This is a genomic window from Pseudomonas sp. PA-1-6B (assembly GCF_021609545.1).
In the GTDB taxonomy this organism is placed as follows: Bacteria; Pseudomonadota; Gammaproteobacteria; order Pseudomonadales; family Pseudomonadaceae; genus Aquipseudomonas; species Aquipseudomonas fluorescens_BV.
Genome location: NZ_WJZM01000012.1, coordinates 67,559 through 85,905, shown reverse-complemented (window position 1 = coordinate 85,905; position 18,347 = coordinate 67,559). Strand labels below are relative to the sequence as shown.

The window sequence follows — 18,347 nt, the reverse complement described above, 5'->3', positions numbered from 1 at the left end:
ACGAGAGACCGACATGCTCGATTCCAAACTGTTACGTAGCAACCTTCAGGACGTAGCGGACCGCCTGGCATCCCGTGGCTTTGCCTTGGATGTTGCGCGCATCGAAGCGCTGGAAGAACAGCGCAAGACCGTCCAGACCCGCACCGAAGCACTGCAGGCTGAACGTAATGCGCGCTCCAAGTCCATCGGCCAGGCCAAGCAGCGCGGTGAAGACATCGCGCCGTTGATGGCGGATGTCGAGCGCATGGGCACTGAGCTGTCCGACGGCAAAATCGAGCTGGAAGGCATTCAGACCCAATTGGATTCGATCCTGCTGGGCATTCCGAACCTGCCCCACGAATCTGTGCCGGTCGGCGAAGATGAAGACGGCAACGTCGAAGTGCGCCGCTGGGGCACGCCGAAAGCCTTCGATTTCGAGATCAAGGACCACGTCGCCCTGGGCGAATTGACCGGTGGCCTGGATTTTGAAACCGCGGCAAAAATGTCCGGCGCACGCTTTGCCTTGCTGCGCGGCCCGATTGCGCGCATGCACCGTGCACTGGCGCAGTTCATGATCAACCTGCACACCGGCGAACACGGTTACGAAGAAGCCTACACCCCGTACCTGGTTCAGGCGCCGGCGTTGATGGGCACCAGCCAACTGCCGAAATTCGAAGAAGACCTGTTCAAGATCAGCCGCGACGGCGAAGCCGACCTGTACCTGATCCCGACGGCCGAAGTGTCGCTGACCAATATCGTCGCCGGCGAAATCCTCGACGCCAAGCAACTGCCGTTGAAGCTGGTTGCTCACAGCCCGTGCTTCCGTAGCGAAGCCGGCGCGTCGGGTCGCGACACCCGTGGCATGATCCGCCAGCATCAGTTCGACAAGGTTGAAATGGTCCAGGTAGTAGAGCCGTCGACCTCCATGGAAGCCCTGGAAGGCCTGACTGCCAACGCCGAGCGTGTGCTGCAGTTGCTGGAGCTGCCTTACCGCGTACTGGCCCTGTGCACGGGCGACATGGGCTTCAGCGCCGTGAAAACCTACGACCTGGAAGTGTGGGTGCCGAGCCAGGACAAATACCGCGAGATTTCGTCGTGCTCCAACTGCGGTGACTTCCAGGCCCGTCGCATGCAGGCGCGTTTCCGCAACCCGGAAACCGGCAAGCCGGAGCTGGTGCACACCCTCAACGGTTCGGGCCTGGCCGTAGGCCGTACCCTGGTGGCCGTGCTGGAAAACTACCAGCAGGCGGACGGTTCGATCCGTGTACCTGAGGTGCTCAAGCCTTACATGGCGGGCGTTGAGGTCATCCGCTAAATGGAATTTCTGCCGCTGTTTCATAACCTGCGCGGCAGTCGTGTGTTGGTCGTCGGTGGTGGGGAGATTGCCTTGCGCAAATCCCGGCTGCTGGCCGACGCCGGCGCGGTGTTGCGGGTGGTTGCTCCCCAGATCGAAAGCCAGCTGCGTGAGCTGGTGCTGGGCAGTGGCGGGGAACTGATGTTGCGCGGTTATCAGGAGGCCGACCTGGACGGTTGCACCCTGATTATCGCGGCCACCGACGATGAGCCACTGAATGCGCAAGTATCCAGTGATGCCAAGCGCCGCTGCGTGCCGGTCAATGTGGTGGACGCGCCAGCGTTGTGCAGCGTGATCTTCCCGGCGATTGTCGACCGTTCACCCTTGGTGATTGCCGTCTCCAGCGGCGGTGATGCGCCGGTACTGGCACGGCTGATCCGCGCCAAGCTGGAAACCTGGATTCCCTCGACCTACGGTCAATTGGCTGGGCTGGCCGCGCGTTTTCGGGCTCAGGTCAAAGGTTTGTACCCGGATGTGCAGCAACGCCGGGCGTTCTGGGAAGAAGTGTTCCAGGGCCCGATTGCCGACCGCCAGTTGGCCGGGCAGGGCGAGGAGGCCGAGCGCCTGTTGATCGAAAAGGTCAACGGCGCACCGCCTTACGCGCCCGGTGAGGTTTACCTGGTAGGTGCGGGCCCAGGCGACCCGGATTTGCTGACCTTTCGCGCATTGCGCCTGATGCAGCAAGCCGACGTGGTGCTGTACGACCGTTTGGTTGCGCCGGCGATTTTGGAACTGTGCCGTCGTGATGCCGAGCGCGTGTACGTCGGCAAGCGTCGCGCCGATCACGCGGTGCCCCAGGATCAGATCAACCAGCAACTGGTAGACCTGGCCAAGCAAGGCAAGCGCGTGCTGCGCCTCAAGGGGGGGGACCCGTTCATCTTTGGTCGTGGTGGCGAAGAGATCGAAGAGTTGGCGGCCCACGGCATCCCGTTCCAGGTGGTGCCGGGTATTACGGCAGCCAGTGGTTGTGCGGCTTATGCCGGGATTCCGCTGACTCACCGCGACTATGCCCAGTCGGTACGGTTTATTACCGGGCACTTGAAGAACGGTACCTCGGACTTGCCTTGGCAAGACCTGGTCGGCCCCTCACAGACCCTGGTGTTCTACATGGGCTTGATTGGCTTGCCGATCATTTGCGAGCAGTTGATCAAGCACGGGCGCGCGTCGGATACCCCAGCGGCGCTGATCCAGCAGGGCACCACGTCCAACCAGCGCGTGTTCACCGGCACCCTGGCCGACCTGCCGCGCATGGTGGCGGAGCATGAAGTGCATGCGCCGACATTGGTGATCGTGGGTGAGGTGGTGGTGTTGCGTGAGAAGCTCAAGTGGTTCGAGGGCGCTCAGTCCCAAGTCTGAACCGGCTCCTGTGGCGAGGGAGCTTGCTCCCGTTGGAGTGCGAAGCGCTCCCAAGATTTTGGGGCCGCTACGCAGCCCAGCGGGAGCAAGCTCCCTCGCCACAAGAGTTATCAGCCAAAGACACCTTTACCCGGCAGCCGCACCCGATCATGCTCCGTATCAAACCCCTGCAACGGCCCCTTCGGCACAATCCCCGTCGGGTTGATCGTGCGATGGCTGGCATAGTAATGCCCCTTGATATGCTCGAAATCCACCGTCTCGGCCACGCCTGGCCACTGATACATCTCCCGCAGCCAGTTTGACAAGTTCGCATAATCGGCAATTCGCCGCAGGTTGCATTTGAAGTGGCTGTAGTACACCGCATCAAAACGAATCAGCGTGGTGAACAGCCGCACATCGGCTTCGGTCAGGTACTCGCCGGCCAGATAGCGATGGCTGCTCAGGTGCTGTTCCAAATGATCCAGCTCGGCAAACACATCATCAAACGCACTTTCATACGCCTGTTGTGAGGTCGCGAAACCTGCGCGGTACACACCGTTGTTCACAGCGGGGTAGATGCGTTCGTTGAGGCTGTCGATGGTCGAATGCAGGGCTTGGGGGTAGAAATCCAGGGTATTGCCGGTCAGCGCATTGAACGCACTGTTGAACATGCGGATGATCTCCGCCGACTCATTGCTGACCATGCGCTTGAGCTTTTTGTCCCACAGCACCGGTACGGTCACGCGCCCGGTATAGTCGGCGGTATCGGCGGTGTAGCGTTGGTGCATGAAGTTGAAACCGTCCAGTTTGTCGCCGCTGGAGCCGTGGGCCTTGTCGAAGGTCCAGCCGTTTTCCAGCATCAGCCAACTGACCACCGAGACGTCGATCAGGCTTTCCAGGCCCTTGAGCTTGCGCAGGATCAAGGTGCGGTGCGCCCACGGGCAGGCGAGGGATACATAGAGGTGATAGCGACCGGCCTCGGCCTTGAAGCCGCCTTCACCACTCGGGCCTGGCGCGCCATCGGCGGTCACCCAGTTGCGGCGTTGTGCCTGTTCCCGTTGGAAAGCGCCATCGGCGCTACTTTCGTACCACTGGTCTTTCCACTGTCCTTCGATCAATAAACCCATGACTGGCTCCTTGGCTGATAAGCGTTGGAGCCCAGTCTAAAGGGATGAGTTCGAACTAAAAGCGCAAAGAACCGGCGTGAATGATCGATTAAATCGATTTATCCCGTACGTCCCAGTACTGCTGGGCCAACTCGAACGCCTGTTGTCGCGGGTGACCAAGGCCGCGCAGGGCCAACGCCATGGTGGCGATCAACGCCAGTTGCGGGTAGCTGTCCTCAACGTCGCCGCGCCACAGCGCTTTGAGGTGCTCGGGCTCAAGCGTTGCTGGCTTGACGTGGCGCTGGACGGAAAGGGCGGGCCACTCTTCGTCCCAGCTCTGGGCGCCAGTGGTGCCATACAGATGACTGACGGTATCGGGGTTGATTTCGATCTCGCCGCCGTCGCCCTTGACCACAATCACGTTGTCACCCAGCAAGCCACTGGCATCACGATGCACGCCCTGGTAACCGGGGTGGAAAATGCTTTGCAGGCCACAGCGCGCATTCAGCGGGTTGAGCAGGCGCGCCAGCGAATGGATAGGCGAACGCAGGCCCAAGGTGTTGCGCAGATCGATCATGCGTTGCAGCTGTGGCGCCCAATCACCCAATGGGATAAATGCCAGGTCGCCGTGGGCAAAGGCGCTCTCGACCTGTTGCCAGTCGCGGCACAGCGGGATCTGCAAGCCGTCCAGCAATTGCTCGGTGTACAAGCGCCCCGCAGTGTGGGCGCCGCCGCCGTGCATCAGGATGCGCACGCCGTTCTGTGCCAGGCATTTGGCTGCCAGCAGGAACCACGGCAGGTGGCGCTTTTTACCGGCATAGGTCGGCCAGTCGATATCGACGTTCAGCGCTGGCGCGTGCAGGCGCTCACGTACGGCTTCGGTGAAGCCCGCGAGTTCTTCCGGGCTTTCTTCCTTGTGGCGCAGCAGCATCAGGAAGGCGCCGAGCTGGGTGTCCTCGACCTTTTCGTCGAGCAGCATGCCCATGGCTTCCCGCGCTTCCTCGCGGGTGAGGTTGCGCGCGCCACGCTTGCCTTTGCCGAGGATGCGCACGAACTGCGCAAAGGGGTGCTCTTGGGGTGTTACGAGAGTCAGGGGGGCAAAGTCGGTCATAAGCAATTCGTCGGCCTGGGCAGGCCCGCCAGCTTGGCGGCGAGTTTGGCGGGAGTGCCGTTGAACAGTTTGTTGAGGTGCAGGCTGTTGCCCTTTTCCGGGCCCAGCTTCAAGGCGGTGTACTTGATCAGCGGGCGCGTGGCGGGGGACAGCTGGAACTCGGTGTAGAACTGGCGCAGCAGGGTGAGGATTTCCCAGTGTGCCGGGGTCAGCTCCAAGGCTTCGGCAGCGGCCAGGGCATTCGCCACTTCATCGGACCAGTCGTTGAGGTCGACGAGGTAGCCGTCCTTATCGAGTTCCAGGGTGCGTGCGCCGACGGTCAAGGTGTTCATAGCCAGGTGTTGACCTTGTCGTAGTCGATCGACAGTTGCACGAAGCCTGGGTAATCGACGCTGTCAGCCCAGTCGGGCAGCGGCAGGTTGCGTGCCTGCATGTCTTCGGCCAGCACAAACACCTTTACGCCTTTGGTTTGCAGGGCGGGCGTGTGCAGGCCGTAGGCTCCGTCACCACACAAGAGGATTGCGTCCTCGGCGCCACAGATGCGCAGGCAGCTGTCGAGGCGGCTGTCAGTAAACGGGGAATGAGACACCACATGTAGAGTCGACATCAGAGGGTAATCACCTGGTCGTAACGGTCAATCAGCTGGGAAATGGCTTGGCTGTCGAGCGCCTGCGCGTGGGCGGGCGGCGGCAGCCCGCGTGCGGACAGGCTATGGCTGCACGCGAACACGTCATCAATGCCGAACAGGCCCAGGGCCTGCAGGTTGGCACTCAGGTCTTTCTGTTGCACGGCCTTGGCGGCTTGGTTCGGCGCCAGTTGGAACACACCGTCATCCAGGAACAACAGGCCAATGGGCAGATCGAACGCGCCGCCGGCCAGCACGATATCCAGTGCTTCCCGCGCACTCGGCCCGGACCACGGGGCCTGGCGGCTGATCACCAACAAGGATCTGGACATGTCACGGCCCTCCAAAACAGATCAGGCGGTCGGCGTCCTGGATCGCGTCATGCAATTGACCCAGGCCCGACAACGCCCAGGGTGCTTCCAGGTTGATCGCGCTGCGTTGGTAACGCGCAGCTTCCTCGGCATTAAGCACACCCCGGCGCAGCGCGGCGGCGATGCACACCACGCCGTCGAGCTGGTGCTGGCTGACAAACTCGCGCCATTGGCGCGCAATGTCTTGCTCATCCTGGGGGGCGACGATGTTATTGGACGCGCTGTACACGCCGTTCTGGTAGAAAAACAGCCGCACGATCTCATGCCCGCCGGCCAGCGCCGCCTGTGCGAACAACAGGGCGCGGCGCGAGGAGGGCGCGTGGGCGGCGCTATACAGTGCAATCGCGAACTTCATGGAAGACTCTGCCAACAAACGTCGGCCAATGATAAAGCCGCCGCCGCGAAAAAGCCCGCCGTGATCAAAACGGTCACTGTGGTTGATCGTTCTGACGATTGCCGGCAGGCGCCCGTCTGCCTAGTCTGTGAGTATTCGCAACCCAACTGGAGTCCCCATGTCAGGTCCCTTGGCGTCCCTTAAAGTGTTGGATTTTTCCACCTTGCTGCCCGGCCCGTTTGCCTCCCTGATGCTGGCGGACATGGGCGCCGAGGTGCTGCGTATCGAATCGCACACGCGGACGGACCTGTTGCGTGTGTTGCCGCCCCATGATCGTGGCACCTCGGCCAGCCACGCCTACCTCAATCGCAACAAGCGCAGTTTGGCCCTGGACCTCAAGCAGGCCGAGGCGCTGGAGATTGTGCGTGAGTTGGTCAAGGGCCATGACATCCTGCTCGAGCAGTTCCGCCCCGGTGTCATGGAGCGCTTGGGCCTGGGCTATGAGGCGCTGAAGGCGATCAACCCGCGGCTGATCTATGTGTCGATCACCGGCTACGGCCAGACCGGCCCCTATAAGGACCGCGCCGGGCACGATATTAACTACCTGGCATTGGCCGGCGTCGCCAGCCATACCGGGCGCCAGGACACCGGGCCGTTACCCCTGGGCGTACAACTGGCGGATGTGGCGGGCGGTTCGCTGCATGCCGTGGTGGGCTTGCTGGCGGCGGTGATTGCCAGACAGCAAAGCGGGGTGGGGCAATACCTGGATGTAAGCATGACCGACTGCTCGTTCAGCCTGAACGCCATGGCTGGGGCCGGTTACCTGGCTTGCGGGGTCGAGCCTGGGTGGGAGAACCATGTGCTCAATGGCGGGAGTTTCTATGACTACTACCGCACACGCGATGGGCGCTGGATGTCGGTGGGCAGTTTGGAGCCGGGGTTTATGCAGCAGTTGTGCGCGGCCTTGGGGCGCCCGGAACTGGCGGCGCACAGCGTGACGCCCGAGCGGCAAGGCGTGCTCAAGCAGGCGTTGCAGGTGGAGTTCGAGAAGCGCAGTTTTGACCAGTTGTGTGAGTTGTTTGTCGGGGTGGATGCCTGTGTTGAGCCGGTATTGAGTTTGAGCGAAGCGGTGGAGCATCCCCAGTTGAAGGCGCGGGAGCTGGTCAGCCAGGTGCCCCGGGGTGATGGCTCGACACAAGCGCAATTGGCCTGCCCGCTGAAATTCTCCGAGGGGTTGCCGGCGCCCAGGCATATTGGAGTGGCGGTGGGGGCGCACAGTGATGAGGTGCTGGCGGAGTTGGGGTTCGGTATTGAGCGGATAGAGCAATTGCGGCAGGCCAAGGTTGTAGGTTGACTGAGCCGACGCTTTCGCAGGCAAGCCAGCTCCCACATTTTGATTGCGTTCACAGATCCAGATGTGGGAGCTGGCTGGCCTGCGAAGAGGCCCTCATTCCACCCGAGTTTCCCCAGTGAACACCAGCGTCTGCCGACACCGCCGACACAAATATCGCCGCCCCTGATTCACCAACCCATGGCGCTGCGGTGAAAACGGAAAATCACTGTCCGCACACGGGCAGCGGTAGATATAACGAGTCACCTGTCGGCGCTTGACCTCGTAGGTATGGCAACGGTCGGGCGGCAGTTCGTAAACCCCGCGCATGATCAACTGCCATTCCTCGCCATGGGGCTGGATACGCTCGCCAAACAACTGGTGGGCAATCAGGTGCGCCACTTCGTGGGCCACGGTTTGCTTGAGAAAGTGTTGGCTGTTTTCACGGTACAACTGAGGGTTGAAGCGCAGCAGGTTCTCGTGCAAATGCGCGACACCGGCTTTCTGGCCCCGCAGCTTGAGGCTGACCTGGGGGCGTTTGAAGCTTCGTTTGAAAAAGGATTCGGCTTGCAGGAAACAATCTTCGACGCGGGTATTGAGTTGCTCGGGCATGCTGTACATATCTCCAGAGACGCCCAGTATGCCGCAAAGCTGGGTGTTTCCGAATCTGTCAGGCGCCGAATGGTCATGCATAACGCACAAAGCCACCTTGCGGTGGCCTTGCCTGCGGGGTTTTTCGTTCAACTGGTGTAGATCGGCCCGACGCCCAGGCCCCAGACGATCACGGTAAAGGCCATGATCGCTACCAGCACCACCAGGCCGACGGCCAATACCGAGCTGGAAAAAAGGAAACCTTCATCCGGGTCGATACTCATGAAGGTCGGCAGCCCCACATACAGCAGGTACACCGTGTAGCAGATCGCCGCCGTGCCCACGACCATGCCCAGCCACATATGCGGGTAGAGCGCCGCCAGCCCGCCGATAAACAAGGGTGTGGCGGTATAAGTGGCAAACGCCACGCAGCGGGCCCTGCTTGGGCTGGCGTCGTAGGTGCGGGCCATCCAGTGAATGAACGCGCCCATCACCGCCACGCCGCACAGCATGGCCGCGTAGGACATGAGAGTCATCCACAGCGCGCTTTCCTGGGTCAGCATCACCGGGGCACGGTTGCCGATGACCCAGCCGACTTGAGTGGTGCCAATAAAGGCGGAAATGGCGGGGATCGCCGCGAGAATCAGGGTATGAGTGAGGTACATGTGGCTGATGCTTTCTTCTTTATCGCCACGAATTTCCCGCCATTCCTGGTCGGGATGGGTAAACAGCCCCACGACGTGATGGATCATGCCAGTCACTCCTGTCGTTATTACCATCGCCCCCCATCGGAGCGCCCACGGGCCATATGGCCTGAAAGGTCTGGATAGATGTGCGACCTCAAGTTGCAGTATAGAAAGGGATGACCGGAATAACCGTAGGGCCTTTAGAGCAAATTGCGCTGTAAACAGGGGTGCTAATCGCGGTGTGGTCTGTCTGGACTCATGCCATCCAACTCCCACATTGGATCTGCGCCAGTCTTGCCGGTAAAATGCTGCGCTTTTCGTCACACACCTTTGCGGATCCAAGCGCCATGGGCACTCTTACAGTCAACCAGAACAAACTGCAAAAACGCCTGCGTCGCCTGGCCGGTGAAGCGGTCGCCGATTTCAACATGATCGAGGACGGCGACAAGGTCATGGTCTGCCTCTCCGGCGGCAAAGACAGCTACACCATGCTCGACGTGTTGCTGCACCTGCAAAAGGTCGCGCCAATCAAGTTCGAGATCGTGGCGGTCAACATGGACCAGAAGCAACCCGGTTTCCCTGAGCATGTGCTGCCGGCCTATCTGAAAGAACTGGGCGTCGAGTACCACATCGTCGAGAAAGACACCTACTCGGTGGTCAAGGAATTGATCCCGGAAGGCAAGACTACCTGCTCGCTGTGCTCGCGCCTGCGCCGTGGCACGCTCTATACCTTTGCCGATGAGATCGGCGCGACCAAGATGGCCCTGGGTCATCACCGCGATGACATCGTCGAAACCTTCTTCCTCAATATGTTCTTCAACGGCTCGCTCAAGGCCATGCCGCCCAAGCTGCGTGCCGATGATGGGCGCAACGTAGTGATCCGCCCGCTGGCGTATTGCAACGAGAAGGACATCCAGGCTTATTCCGACTTCAAGCAATTCCCTATCATCCCGTGCAACCTGTGCGGCTCCCAGGAAAACCTGCAGCGCCAGGTGGTCAAGGAGATGCTGGTGGACTGGGAGCGCAAGACCCCTGGGCGTACCGAAAGTATCTTCCGCAGCCTGCAAAACGTGATCCCGTCGCAATTGGCCGACCGCAACCTGTTCGACTTCACCAGCTTGAAAATCGATGAGACCGCCGCATCGCGTTTCGTCAATGTAGTGAACCTCTGAGTCTTCCCGAGGCTCTAGTACACGGCGCTTGCGGGCGCCGTTTTCAATTCGACTGACAGGAGAGGGCATGCGCGATTACAAGTGGCTGCACGAATATTGTCTGAACCGCTTCGGTTCGGCGGCCAAGCTGGAAGCCCATCTGCCGGTGCCCAAGACCCCGGCGCAATTGCGCAAGATAACGGATGACCGTTACCTGTCGACCTTGGCGCTGCGAGTATTCCGCGCCGGTTTGAAGCACAGCGTGGTCGATGCCAAATGGCCGGCGTTCGAGCAGGTGTTCTTTGGCTTCGACCCGGAAAAAGTCGTGCTGATGGGTGCCGAGCACCTGGAACGACTGATGCAGGACACCCGCATCATCCGCCACCTGGGCAAGCTCAAGAGTGTGCCGCGCAACGCGCAGATGATCCTGGATATCGAGCAGGAGAAAGGCAGCTTCGGCGCGTTTATCGCTGATTGGCCGGTGACCGATATCGTCGGGCTCTGGAAGTACCTGAGCAAGCACGGCCACCAGTTGGGCGGCCTGTCGGCGCCGCGCTTCCTGCGGATGGTCGGCAAGGACACCTTTGTACCGAGCGATGACGTGGTGGCAGCGTTGAATGCGCAGAAGATCGTCGACAAGGCCCCGACCAGCCTGCGCGATTTGGCGACGGTGCAGGGTGCCTTCAACCAGTGGCATGCCGAGAGTGGGCGGCCGATGTGTCAGCTGTCGATGATGTTGGCCTACACGGTGAATCATTGAGACCGCGGTGATGCCATCGCAGGTGAGCCAGCTCCCACCTTTAGACCGCGCCGCTTATCAAATGTGGGAGCTGGCTTGCCTGCGATAGCGGGCTTCAGGTCTGGTTTAAATCAGCAGCCAGTCGCCGGTTCAACTGATGCCGCCAACGCACATACAGCAACGCCGTGCAAAACACCGCCAGACTCGCCAGCATCTCCAGCACACCAAACCACTGGCGGTTCGGGTCATACGCCGCCAGCGCGCCCTTGATGAAATACAGGTTCACCGCAAAGCACATCCACGAATGCCCGCGTGCGCTGCCCATCAGCATGCCTGGCGCAAGTATCAGCAGCGGCACCAGTTCGATCAGCAGGATGACCCACGGGCGCGCCCCATGCAGGTCGGCGACAAACAGGTAGTACGCGCACAACAAGCCCACCAGGCCCAAAAACGCCAGCAGGCTCAGCGCGCGTGCCACCTTGACCCGCGGCTCCAGCCACTCCCGTGGCGGCAGGACCTTAGGCTTCCTGGCCACGGCCGTTCTCCAACAGCGTGGCGGTCTTGGCCAGGCGCAGGCCCAAGGCCCGGCACAAGGTGATTTCATGTTGATCGAGCATACGCTTGCCGTCTGGCCCGGAATGGTGGCTGGCGCCATACGGCGTACCGCCGCCCTGGGTGTCGAGCAGCGCCTGCTCGCTGTAGGGCAGGCCGGTGATCAGCATGCCGTGGTGCAGCAGCGGCAGCAGCATCGACATCAGCGTGGTTTCCTGGCCGCCATGCAGGCTGGCGGTGGAGGTGAACACGCCGGCCGGCTTGCCGACCAGAGCGCCGGTGAGCCACAGGTTGCTGGTGCCATCGAGGAAGTACTTGAGCGGCGCGGCCATGTTGCCGAACCGGGTCGGGCTGCCCAGGGCCAGGCCCGAGCAGTGCTTCAGGTCGTCCAGGCTGGCATACAGCGCGCCTTCGTCGGGAATGCTCGGCGCCACCGCTTCGCACTCGGTGGAAATCGCCGGCACGGTGCGCAACCGCGCTTCCATGCCGCCTTGCTCGATACCGCGGGCAATCTGCCGGGCCATCTCGCTCACCGAGCCGTTACGGCTGTAATACAACACCAGCACATAGGGCGTAGTCACGGCAGGATCTCCAGCACGTTCTCGGGTGGGCGGCCAATGATGGCTTTGTCGGCGGTTTCCAGGATCGGGCGTTCCATCAGCTTGGGATGGGCGGCGATGGCGGCGATCAGTTGGGTGTCGCTGAGGCTGGCGTCGGCCAGGTTCAGGGTTTTGTATTCGTCTTCGCCGGTGCGCAGCAGTTGGCGTGCGCTGATCCCCAGTTTTTTCAGCAGGGCCTCGATTTGCGCGGCATCCAGCGGGGTTTCCAGGTAGCGCACGACGGTCGGGTTGAGGCCGCGGGCTTCCAGCAGTTCCAGCGCACCGCGGGATTTCGAGCAGCGCGGGTTGTGATAAAGCGTCAGATCGGTCATGTGCGGGTCGCATCTTGCGTAAGGTGGCAGGTATTCTACCTGCGCTGGCGCCTGTCCTTAAACCGTAAGAGGCGATAGGCCGCAGCCAACGTTCATTTTTGCGAAGGAATACCCCATGACAAGGCGACTGATCGGTGCATTGGCGATCATCACAACCCTGCTGCTCAGCGGCTGCGGTAACGATTACGGCGTTGACCAATATGGCCAGAAAGTGGCGGCCGAACGCCTGGACAAACAGTGGCTGGTGGTCAACTACTGGGCCGAATGGTGTGGCCCGTGCCGCACGGAAATCCCCGAGCTCAATGCCCTGGCAGAACAGTTGAAAGGCCAGAATGTCGGGGTGTTCGGCGTCAACTTCGACAATGTGCAGGGTGAGGAACTGAAGGCCGCCAGCGACAAGCTGGGGATCAAGTTCACGGTACTGGCCCAGAACCCGGACGGGATCTTCGAGATTCCGCGCAGCGAGGCATTGCCGGTGACCTACATCATCGACGACAAGGGCAAGGTGCGTGAGCAGTTGATGGGTGAGCAGACAGCGGAAGGGGTGTTGGCCAAGCTCAAGGCCCTGAAAGGCTAAAACTGTGGGAGCTGGCTTGTCTGCGATGGCCATGGGTATCTACACAATTTTGGAGTGACGCTGGACCTGTGGCGAGGGAGCTTGCTCCCGTGACGGCTTGACAGCCGACGCTGATCTAACTGAGGCACGGTGATCCAAATGTGGGAGCTGGCTTGCCTGCGAAGGCGGCCTGCCAGCCGACCGGGATATTGGATTTGACCGAGTACATATCCATTATTTAGGTAACGGCCACCGATGGTTCCGCTCTGACAGCGGCTCACTTTTGAAAAAAAAGCGCAAAAGTAAGCAAAACGCTCTTGCCCCACCACTCGGCACCTCGCTTAGGCTCGGTGTGCCCGTAATCCGCCAGTGATTTGGGGGCCGCCGCCACGCGCCATCCATGGCGCGGGGCGGCTAAACCGGCATCCCTGCCGGTTTACCCCCCAAATCCCTGTCGAATTCCGGCCAGCGTGGTTTGACGGGGCGCCTGAGATCAAGATCAAGAGCGACTCGCTTCGCATCGTGGTTACCGTCTGCTGTTACAACCCACAAAGTTGTGTAGATACCTATGCTGCGATGGCATCGCTGCGGTGTACCTGATACACCGCGTCGTCCGCATCGCAGGCAAGCCAGCTCCCACAGAGCCAGACGACACCGCGTTAATACAGGAGAGTGCGCCTAGGTCAGCCTTCTTCGAGCCACAAACGGATCGGCTTGCCTTCGGCCGGCCAGAACCGCGTCTGCTCGAGCGGCGAGATGTCCCAGCGCTGCACGCCTTGCAGGGCTTGGAAGAAGCGATGCTCTTGCTCCATCAGGGCCTCGGCGCACATTTTTCGGGTGCTGCCGACCGGGCCGAAGCTGAGCTTGTCGCCTTCGACGGTGTACGGTGCAAACCAGTGGTTGCAGCCGCCATTGCCATAGGCGCGGCCATCGGTGCCTAGGGTGACGGTAAGGTGCGCGTAGTCCATCAGCGGCCGCTCACCGATCCATTCCACGACGTAGCTGTGGTCGCGCTCGAGCTTGGCGCCATCGGCGGCGCAGCCTGCCAGGCCCAGGCCGATTGCGGCGAGCAGCAGCCGGCCTTTCATTGCGCGGCCTGCTGGCATTTCGGGCAGCGGTGCTTATCGCCTTCGCTGGCCCAGCCCAGTTCTTTGATACGTGCGTTGGCAGCCGGTTGCAGCGGCGCTTTGGTCAGCTTGGTTTCCACCGCGAATTCAAACTCCAGCACGGCGTCGCAGCTGTCGCAATTGACCTTCCAGGTATGAATCTCCAGTTCGCCGAACTTCGGCCCTTGGGCCATGGCGACCCACTGGCCCGCCGGGCGGATGGAGTAGCGTGCGTCACCTTCGACGGTGAGTCGCATCGACAGGGTTTTACTGCCGCGCAGGCTGACGATCAGGACGTCGCCATGTTTGATCGAACCACCGTTGCCGGTGACCTGGTAACGGCCCGGCACCAGGGCACGGCATTCGATCAGGGTGTGTTGCGGGCTCAGCAAGCTGAAGCGGAAATCGTGTTCGGCCATGGATCCTCCAAATAGGCGCGGCATCCTATCACGGGTGCCGGCCTATCATGAGCCTGGTATGTGACCGCTGATCATCCCTCGACCAGGTTCTGTGCGCGGCCATCGGCCCACGCGGCAATGTTGGCCAATGTGGTGCCGGCAATCGCCGCCAGGGCTTCACGGGTGAGGAAGGCCTGGTGCGCGGTGATGATCACGTTGGGGAAGGTCAGCAGGCGGGCAAGCACGTCATCCTGCAGGGGCAGGTCCGAGCGGTCCTCGAAAAACAATTGGGCTTCTTCTTCGTAGACGTCCAACCCCAGATAGCCCAACTGGCCCAGCTTGAGCGCTTCGATCAGTGCCGGCGTATCGACCAGGCCACCACGTCCGGTGTTGATCAGCATCGCACCGGTTTGCATCTGCGCGAGCGAGCGGGCATTGATCAGGTGTTTGCTGTCGGCGGTCAGCGGGCAGTGCAGGCTGATGATTTGCGCCTCGGCCAACAGTTCAGGCAGGCTCACGTAGCGTGCCCCGAGGTCCTGCACCTGTGGGTTGGGGAAGGGATCGTAGGCCAGCAACTGGCAGCCGAAGCCGGCCATGATCTTGGCGAAGGTCGCGCCGATCTGACCGGTGCCGACCACGCCGACCGTTTTGCCGACCAGATCAAAACCGGTCAGCCCGTGCAGGCTGAAATCACCGTCGCGGGTACGATTGTAGGCCCGGTGCAGGCGACGGTTGAGGGCCAGGATCAGGGCGACGGCATGCTCGGCCACCGCGTGGGGCGAATAGGCGGGCACGCGCACGATAGTCAGGCCCAGGCGCTGGGCGGCGGGTAAGTCGACATGGTTGTAGCCCGCCGAGCGCAGGGCAATCAGGCGTGTGCCGCCCTTGGCCAGTTGCTCCAGCACGGGGGCGCTGAGGTCGTCGTTGATAAAGGCGCAGACCAACTCGTGGTGTTCGGCCAGGGCCACGGTATCGAGGTTGAGGCGGGCGGGTTGGAATTGCAGTTCCAGGCCAGCCGGCAGCGGTTCGCCGAGGAAACTCTCGCGGTCGTAGGTTTGGCTGCTGAAGAGAATGACGCGCATTAAGAAGGCTCCCTGCAATTTACACATTGGAATGCTGACTGAATGTGGGAGGGGGCTTGCCCCCTCCCACATTGTTGATTCGTTGCCCATGAAAACAGGGTCAGGCACTCACTCTGGCTTCACTGGCCAACCGCGCAATTGCCATGTCGAGTTCGTCCAGCGCGGCCATGGCCTTGGCGTCATCCTGCTTGAGCAGGGTTTCGGCGCGTTGGCAGGCTGCTCGTAATTGCGGAACACCACAGTAGCGGGTGGCGCCGTGCAAACGGTGCACGCGCTCGATCAAGGCGTGGTTGTCATTGGCTTCGCGGGCGTGGGTAATTGCCAGGCGATCAGCCTCCAGGGAGGCCAGTAGCATGGCGAGCATATCAGCGGCCAAGTCGGCCTTGTTGGCGGCCAGGCGCAGGCCTTCTTCGTGATCGAGTACCAAGAGTTGCACGCCCTGGGCCGCGCCTTCGTGGGTACGCTCCGGGCCTTGGTTACGCAGCGCCAGGCCGGTCCATTTCAATACCACCTGGGCCAACTGCCGTTCGCTGATGGGTTTGGTCAAGTAGTCGTCCATGCCGCTTTGCAGCAGAGCGCGTTTTTCGTTGGCCATGGCGTGGGCCGTGAGGGCCACCACCGGCAGCGGCGTGCCGTGGCGCTCGCTTTCCCACTGGCGGATCGCCTCGGTGCTCTGGCGGCCATCCATGCCGGGCATTTGCACGTCCATCAACACCAAATCGAAAGTTTCCTGCTTCACGGCGTCGACGGCCGCGTAACCGCTCTCCACCGCCTGCACCTTGGCGCCCATGTCTTCCAACAGGGTTTGCACCAGCAACAGGTTGGCCGGGTTGTCGTCCACGCACAGTACTCGAGGCGCACGGCTGGACAACGGCTCACCGGGTTCGCTGCGTGAAGGGCGCGGGCTGATCAGGTCGGCCAGGGAGCGGCGCAGCTTGCGGGTACAGGCAGGCTTGGCCTGCAATTGGCTGTTGGGGTTGGGCACCGATTGGTTGAACAGCATCTGTTCGGTGGTCGGGCACAGCACCAGCACCTTGCAGCCCAGGTGTTCCAGGTCCCACAGGTGTTGATTGAGGCGTTCGGGCGGAATGTCGTTGGCGGTGACGCCGAGCACCGCCAGGCTGATGGCCTGTTCGGTCTGGTGGGCACTGGTGATGCCGTTGGTCAGGCTTTCCAGGGTATTGAAAGGCGTGACTTCCAGGCCGCAGTCTTCCAATTGATGTTGCAGGGCCTGGCGCGCCAGTTCGTGGTTTTCCAGCACGGCCACACGCCGCCCCAGCAGCGGCGCGGCGGGCAGGTCTTCGACGTCGTCACGGGTTTTGGGCAGGTTCAGGCTGATCCAGAATTCCGAACCTTCACCCGGCGTGCTGTCGACGCCGATTTCGCCGCCCATCTGCTCGATCAACCGCTTGGAAATCACCAGGCCCAAACCGGTGCCGCCGGGCTGGCGCGACAGCGAGTTGTCAGCCTGGCTGAATGCCTGGAACAGGGCGCGCACATCCTGGTTGGACAGGCCAATGCCGGTGTCTTGCACACTGATGCGCAATTGCACGCTGTCTTCCTGCTCGTCCTCGATCATTGCCCGGGCCACAATGGTGCCTTCGCGGGTGAACTTGATCGCATTGCTGATCAGGTTGGTCAGGATCTGCTTGAGCCGCAGCGGGTCGCCCACCAATGCCAGGGGCGTGTCGCGGTATACCAGGCTCACCAGTTCGAGCTGCTTGGCATGGGCGGCGGGGGCGAGGATGGTCAAGGTGTCTTGCAGCAAGTCGCGCAGGTTGAAAGGCACGCTGTCGAGCACCAGTTTGCCGGCTTCAATCTTCGAGAAATCGAGGATTTCGTTGATGATGCCCAGCAGGTTATCCGCAGATTTTTCGATAGTGCCCAGGTAATCCAGCTGGCGCGGCGACAATTCGCTTTTTTGCAGCAAGTGAGTAAAACCGAGGATGCCGTTGAGCGGTGTGCGGATCTCATGGCTCATGTTGGCCAGGAACTCCGACTTGATACGGCTGGCTTCCAGGGCTTCCTTGCGTGCCAGGTCCAGCTCGATGTTCTGGATCTCAATGGTTTCCAGGTTCTGGCGCACGTCTTCGGTGGCCTGGTCGATGCTGTGTTGCAGCTCTTCCTGGGCATTTTGCAGGGTTTCGGCCATGCGGTTGATGCCAGACGCGAGCTGGTCCAATTCCTGGCTGCCCAAGGGTGGCAAGCGTGTTTCCAGGTTGCCGTCCTTGAGCTGCGCCACCGCTTGCTTGATCTGGCCAATCGGCGAATTGATGGTACGGCTGATACGCAGGGCGAGGGCGGCGGTGCACATCAGGCCGATGGCGATCAGCAGAAGGCTGGCGAACAGGCTGCGATAGCCGCGCAACAGCATGCCATTGTGGGACAGCTCGACTTCCACCCAACCTAGCAGACGGTCGGCCTCATCGGGAATCAACTCGCCCGCCAGGTTGCGATGGCGGCCAAACACCGGCAGTAGATAGCGGGTGGCGTCATTGCCGGAACGCTGTAACAGTTGCGAGCTGTTGCCGGTGGGCGGCTGGTTAAGCATGGTCGGGCCGGCGTGGGCCAGGGACGAGCGGTCTGGCGCCAGGAACGACACGGCGCGCACATCCGGCTGTTCCAGGGACTGTGTGGCGATACGCTCCAGCAGGTCGGTGTCCTTGTGGCCCATGGCTGGGGCCACCAGCGGTGCCAATTGCTCGGCGATCATTTCGCCGCGTTGCAGTAGCTGGGTCTGCAACTCCGACAGCTGCATCCAGGTGAAATAGCCGCCCAACAACAGCGCCATCAGGCTGGTCGGTAATAAGGTCAGCAACAGTACGCGGCCTTTTATCCCCATTCTTCTAAGCACGCCACTCTCCTGCTACCACGTTGTTATCAATCATCCACGCCGGCATCCGGCCAGCGCCACCTGCGCAGTGTAGCCATTTGCGCGGCCTGGAATCTTGCAAATTAATGACATGCGGCAATCTTCGGGCCATTCGGCGCCGGGTGGCGATTGCCTGTG

General features: G+C 61.4%; 21 protein-coding genes. 6 read left to right on the top strand and 15 right to left on the bottom strand.

The window, feature by feature from the left end; all coding sequences use genetic code 11:
- Positions 1 to 13: 13 nt before the first annotated feature.
- Positions 14 to 1,294, top strand: a complete 1,281-nt coding sequence (serS, locus tag GIV35_RS08735; protein ID WP_032896683.1) for a serine--tRNA ligase — start codon at positions 14 to 16, stop codon at positions 1,292 to 1,294.
- Positions 1,295 to 2,689 carry a siroheme synthase CysG gene (cysG, locus tag GIV35_RS08730; protein ID WP_054898296.1) on the top strand — a complete coding sequence of 465 codons (1,395 nt, stop codon included), beginning with the start codon at positions 1,295 to 1,297 and terminating at the stop codon, positions 2,687 to 2,689.
- A 110-nt stretch (positions 2,690 to 2,799) separates the two neighbouring features.
- Here the strand turns inward: cysG and GIV35_RS08725 are convergent, their stop codons facing one another.
- From GIV35_RS08725 to tusD, 6 genes are all read right to left on the bottom strand, one after another.
- Positions 2,800 to 3,795, bottom strand: a complete 996-nt coding sequence (locus GIV35_RS08725) for a glutathione S-transferase family protein (protein WP_236265837.1) — start codon at positions 3,793 to 3,795, stop codon at positions 2,800 to 2,802.
- An 88-nt stretch (positions 3,796 to 3,883) separates the two neighbouring features.
- Positions 3,884 to 4,885, bottom strand: coding sequence for a glycosyl transferase family protein (locus GIV35_RS08720; protein ID WP_236265838.1), 1,002 nt, complete (start codon positions 4,883 to 4,885; stop codon positions 3,884 to 3,886).
- Positions 4,882 to 5,217, bottom strand: coding sequence for a TusE/DsrC/DsvC family sulfur relay protein (locus GIV35_RS08715; RefSeq protein ID WP_014718893.1), 336 nt, complete (start codon positions 5,215 to 5,217; stop codon positions 4,882 to 4,884). The genes GIV35_RS08720 and GIV35_RS08715 overlap by 4 nt, the downstream gene beginning before the upstream one ends.
- Positions 5,214 to 5,492: a sulfurtransferase complex subunit TusB gene (tusB, locus tag GIV35_RS08710; protein WP_054898293.1), complete on the bottom strand. Its 279-nt coding sequence runs from the start codon at positions 5,490 to 5,492 to the stop codon at positions 5,214 to 5,216. The genes GIV35_RS08715 and tusB overlap by 4 nt, the downstream gene beginning before the upstream one ends.
- Positions 5,492 to 5,842, bottom strand: a complete 351-nt coding sequence (gene tusC, locus GIV35_RS08705; protein ID WP_105227154.1) for a sulfurtransferase complex subunit TusC — start codon at positions 5,840 to 5,842, stop codon at positions 5,492 to 5,494. The genes tusB and tusC overlap by 1 nt, the downstream gene beginning before the upstream one ends.
- A gap of 1 nt (position 5,843) precedes the next feature.
- Complete coding sequence (gene tusD / locus GIV35_RS08700; protein WP_236265839.1) at positions 5,844 to 6,236, bottom strand: sulfurtransferase complex subunit TusD; 393 nt, start codon at positions 6,234 to 6,236, stop codon at positions 5,844 to 5,846.
- Positions 6,237 to 6,393: 157 nt separating this feature from the next.
- On the opposite strand from tusD, the gene GIV35_RS08695 reads away from it, so the two are divergent.
- Positions 6,394 to 7,569 (top strand): CaiB/BaiF CoA transferase family protein, encoded by a 1,176-nt coding sequence (locus GIV35_RS08695; RefSeq protein ID WP_236265840.1) that lies wholly within the window; start codon positions 6,394 to 6,396, stop codon positions 7,567 to 7,569.
- 93 nt (positions 7,570 to 7,662) lie between these two features.
- Here the strand turns inward: GIV35_RS08695 and GIV35_RS08690 are convergent, their stop codons facing one another.
- On the bottom strand, positions 7,663 to 8,157 hold the full coding sequence (locus tag GIV35_RS08690; protein WP_003192067.1) for a SprT family zinc-dependent metalloprotease: 495 nt from the start codon (positions 8,155 to 8,157) through the stop codon (positions 7,663 to 7,665).
- Positions 8,158 to 8,285: 128 nt separating this feature from the next.
- Positions 8,286 to 8,888, bottom strand: coding sequence for a Yip1 family protein (locus GIV35_RS08685; RefSeq protein WP_236265804.1), 603 nt, complete (start codon positions 8,886 to 8,888; stop codon positions 8,286 to 8,288).
- 281 nt (positions 8,889 to 9,169) lie between these two features.
- Here GIV35_RS08685 and ttcA point away from each other — a divergent pair, with 281 nt between their 5' ends.
- Both ttcA and GIV35_RS08675 read left to right on the top strand, forming a co-directional pair.
- Positions 9,170 to 9,994: a tRNA 2-thiocytidine(32) synthetase TtcA gene (gene ttcA, locus GIV35_RS08680; protein ID WP_014718888.1), complete on the top strand. Its 825-nt coding sequence runs from the start codon at positions 9,170 to 9,172 to the stop codon at positions 9,992 to 9,994.
- Positions 9,995 to 10,061: 67 nt separating this feature from the next.
- Complete coding sequence (locus tag GIV35_RS08675; protein ID WP_034127867.1) at positions 10,062 to 10,733, top strand: DNA-3-methyladenine glycosylase I; 672 nt, start codon at positions 10,062 to 10,064, stop codon at positions 10,731 to 10,733.
- 94 nt (positions 10,734 to 10,827) lie between these two features.
- Here the strand turns inward: GIV35_RS08675 and GIV35_RS08670 are convergent, their stop codons facing one another.
- Genes GIV35_RS08670 through arsC form a run of 3 tightly spaced genes read right to left on the bottom strand, consistent with a single transcriptional unit; the run spans position 10,828 to position 12,195 of the window.
- On the bottom strand, positions 10,828 to 11,247 hold the full coding sequence (locus GIV35_RS08670) for a DUF2069 domain-containing protein (RefSeq protein WP_198716324.1): 420 nt from the start codon (positions 11,245 to 11,247) through the stop codon (positions 10,828 to 10,830).
- Entirely contained in the window at positions 11,231 to 11,845 is a 615-nt protein-coding gene (gene wrbA / locus GIV35_RS08665; protein WP_014718885.1) for an NAD(P)H:quinone oxidoreductase, read from the bottom strand. The genes GIV35_RS08670 and wrbA overlap by 17 nt, the downstream gene beginning before the upstream one ends.
- Complete coding sequence (arsC, locus tag GIV35_RS08660; protein WP_198716323.1) at positions 11,842 to 12,195, bottom strand: arsenate reductase (glutaredoxin); 354 nt, start codon at positions 12,193 to 12,195, stop codon at positions 11,842 to 11,844. Before arsC ends, wrbA begins: the two co-directional genes overlap by 4 nt.
- 115 nt (positions 12,196 to 12,310) lie before the next feature.
- Between arsC and GIV35_RS08655 the strand changes: the two genes are divergently transcribed.
- A complete protein-coding gene (locus GIV35_RS08655; protein ID WP_003192057.1) occupies positions 12,311 to 12,772 on the top strand; it encodes a TlpA disulfide reductase family protein in 462 nt (153 codons plus the stop codon).
- 662 nt (positions 12,773 to 13,434) lie between these two features.
- Here the strand turns inward: GIV35_RS08655 and GIV35_RS08650 are convergent.
- The 4 genes from GIV35_RS08650 to GIV35_RS08635 form a co-directional block, all read right to left on the bottom strand.
- Positions 13,435 to 13,839: an META domain-containing protein gene (locus GIV35_RS08650; RefSeq protein WP_202692000.1), complete on the bottom strand. Its 405-nt coding sequence runs from the start codon at positions 13,837 to 13,839 to the stop codon at positions 13,435 to 13,437.
- A complete protein-coding gene (locus GIV35_RS08645; RefSeq protein ID WP_003192054.1) occupies positions 13,836 to 14,276 on the bottom strand; it encodes a hypothetical protein in 441 nt (146 codons plus the stop codon). Before GIV35_RS08645 ends, GIV35_RS08650 begins: the two co-directional genes overlap by 4 nt.
- A 71-nt stretch (positions 14,277 to 14,347) precedes the next feature.
- A complete protein-coding gene (locus GIV35_RS08640; RefSeq protein WP_236265337.1) occupies positions 14,348 to 15,337 on the bottom strand; it encodes a 2-hydroxyacid dehydrogenase in 990 nt (329 codons plus the stop codon).
- A gap of 100 nt (positions 15,338 to 15,437) precedes the next feature.
- On the bottom strand, positions 15,438 to 18,191 hold the full coding sequence (locus GIV35_RS08635) for a response regulator (RefSeq protein ID WP_197881729.1): 2,754 nt from the start codon (positions 18,189 to 18,191) through the stop codon (positions 15,438 to 15,440).
- Positions 18,192 to 18,347: the final 156 nt, after the last annotated feature.

Coding starts and splice junctions, on each gene's coding strand:
- GIV35_RS08695 (WP_236265840.1), top strand. CDS start 6,394: ATGTCAGGTCCCTTGGCGTCCCTTAAAGTGTTGGATTTTTCCACCTTG.
- tusD (WP_236265839.1), bottom strand. CDS start 6,236: ATGAAGTTCGCGATTGCACTGTATAGCGCCGCCCACGCGCCCTCCTCG.
- GIV35_RS08650 (WP_202692000.1), bottom strand. CDS start 13,839: ATGAAAGGCCGGCTGCTGCTCGCCGCAATCGGCCTGGGCCTGGCAGGC.
- tusC (WP_105227154.1), bottom strand. CDS start 5,842: ATGTCCAGATCCTTGTTGGTGATCAGCCGCCAGGCCCCGTGGTCCGGG.
- GIV35_RS08715 (WP_014718893.1), bottom strand. CDS start 5,217: ATGAACACCTTGACCGTCGGCGCACGCACCCTGGAACTCGATAAGGAC.
- serS (WP_032896683.1), top strand. CDS start 14: ATGCTCGATTCCAAACTGTTACGTAGCAACCTTCAGGACGTAGCGGAC.
- GIV35_RS08640 (WP_236265337.1), bottom strand. CDS start 15,337: ATGCGCGTCATTCTCTTCAGCAGCCAAACCTACGACCGCGAGAGTTTC.
- GIV35_RS08720 (WP_236265838.1), bottom strand. CDS start 4,885: ATGACCGACTTTGCCCCCCTGACTCTCGTAACACCCCAAGAGCACCCC.
- cysG (WP_054898296.1), top strand. CDS start 1,295: ATGGAATTTCTGCCGCTGTTTCATAACCTGCGCGGCAGTCGTGTGTTG.
- GIV35_RS08645 (WP_003192054.1), bottom strand. CDS start 14,276: ATGGCCGAACACGATTTCCGCTTCAGCTTGCTGAGCCCGCAACACACC.
- GIV35_RS08685 (WP_236265804.1), bottom strand. CDS start 8,888: ATGATCCATCACGTCGTGGGGCTGTTTACCCATCCCGACCAGGAATGG.
- GIV35_RS08690 (WP_003192067.1), bottom strand. CDS start 8,157: ATGCCCGAGCAACTCAATACCCGCGTCGAAGATTGTTTCCTGCAAGCC.
- arsC (WP_198716323.1), bottom strand. CDS start 12,195: ATGACCGATCTGACGCTTTATCACAACCCGCGCTGCTCGAAATCCCGC.
- tusB (WP_054898293.1), bottom strand. CDS start 5,492: ATGTCGACTCTACATGTGGTGTCTCATTCCCCGTTTACTGACAGCCGC.
- GIV35_RS08725 (WP_236265837.1), bottom strand. CDS start 3,795: ATGGGTTTATTGATCGAAGGACAGTGGAAAGACCAGTGGTACGAAAGT.
- GIV35_RS08655 (WP_003192057.1), top strand. CDS start 12,311: ATGACAAGGCGACTGATCGGTGCATTGGCGATCATCACAACCCTGCTG.
- ttcA (WP_014718888.1), top strand. CDS start 9,170: ATGGGCACTCTTACAGTCAACCAGAACAAACTGCAAAAACGCCTGCGT.
- GIV35_RS08675 (WP_034127867.1), top strand. CDS start 10,062: ATGCGCGATTACAAGTGGCTGCACGAATATTGTCTGAACCGCTTCGGT.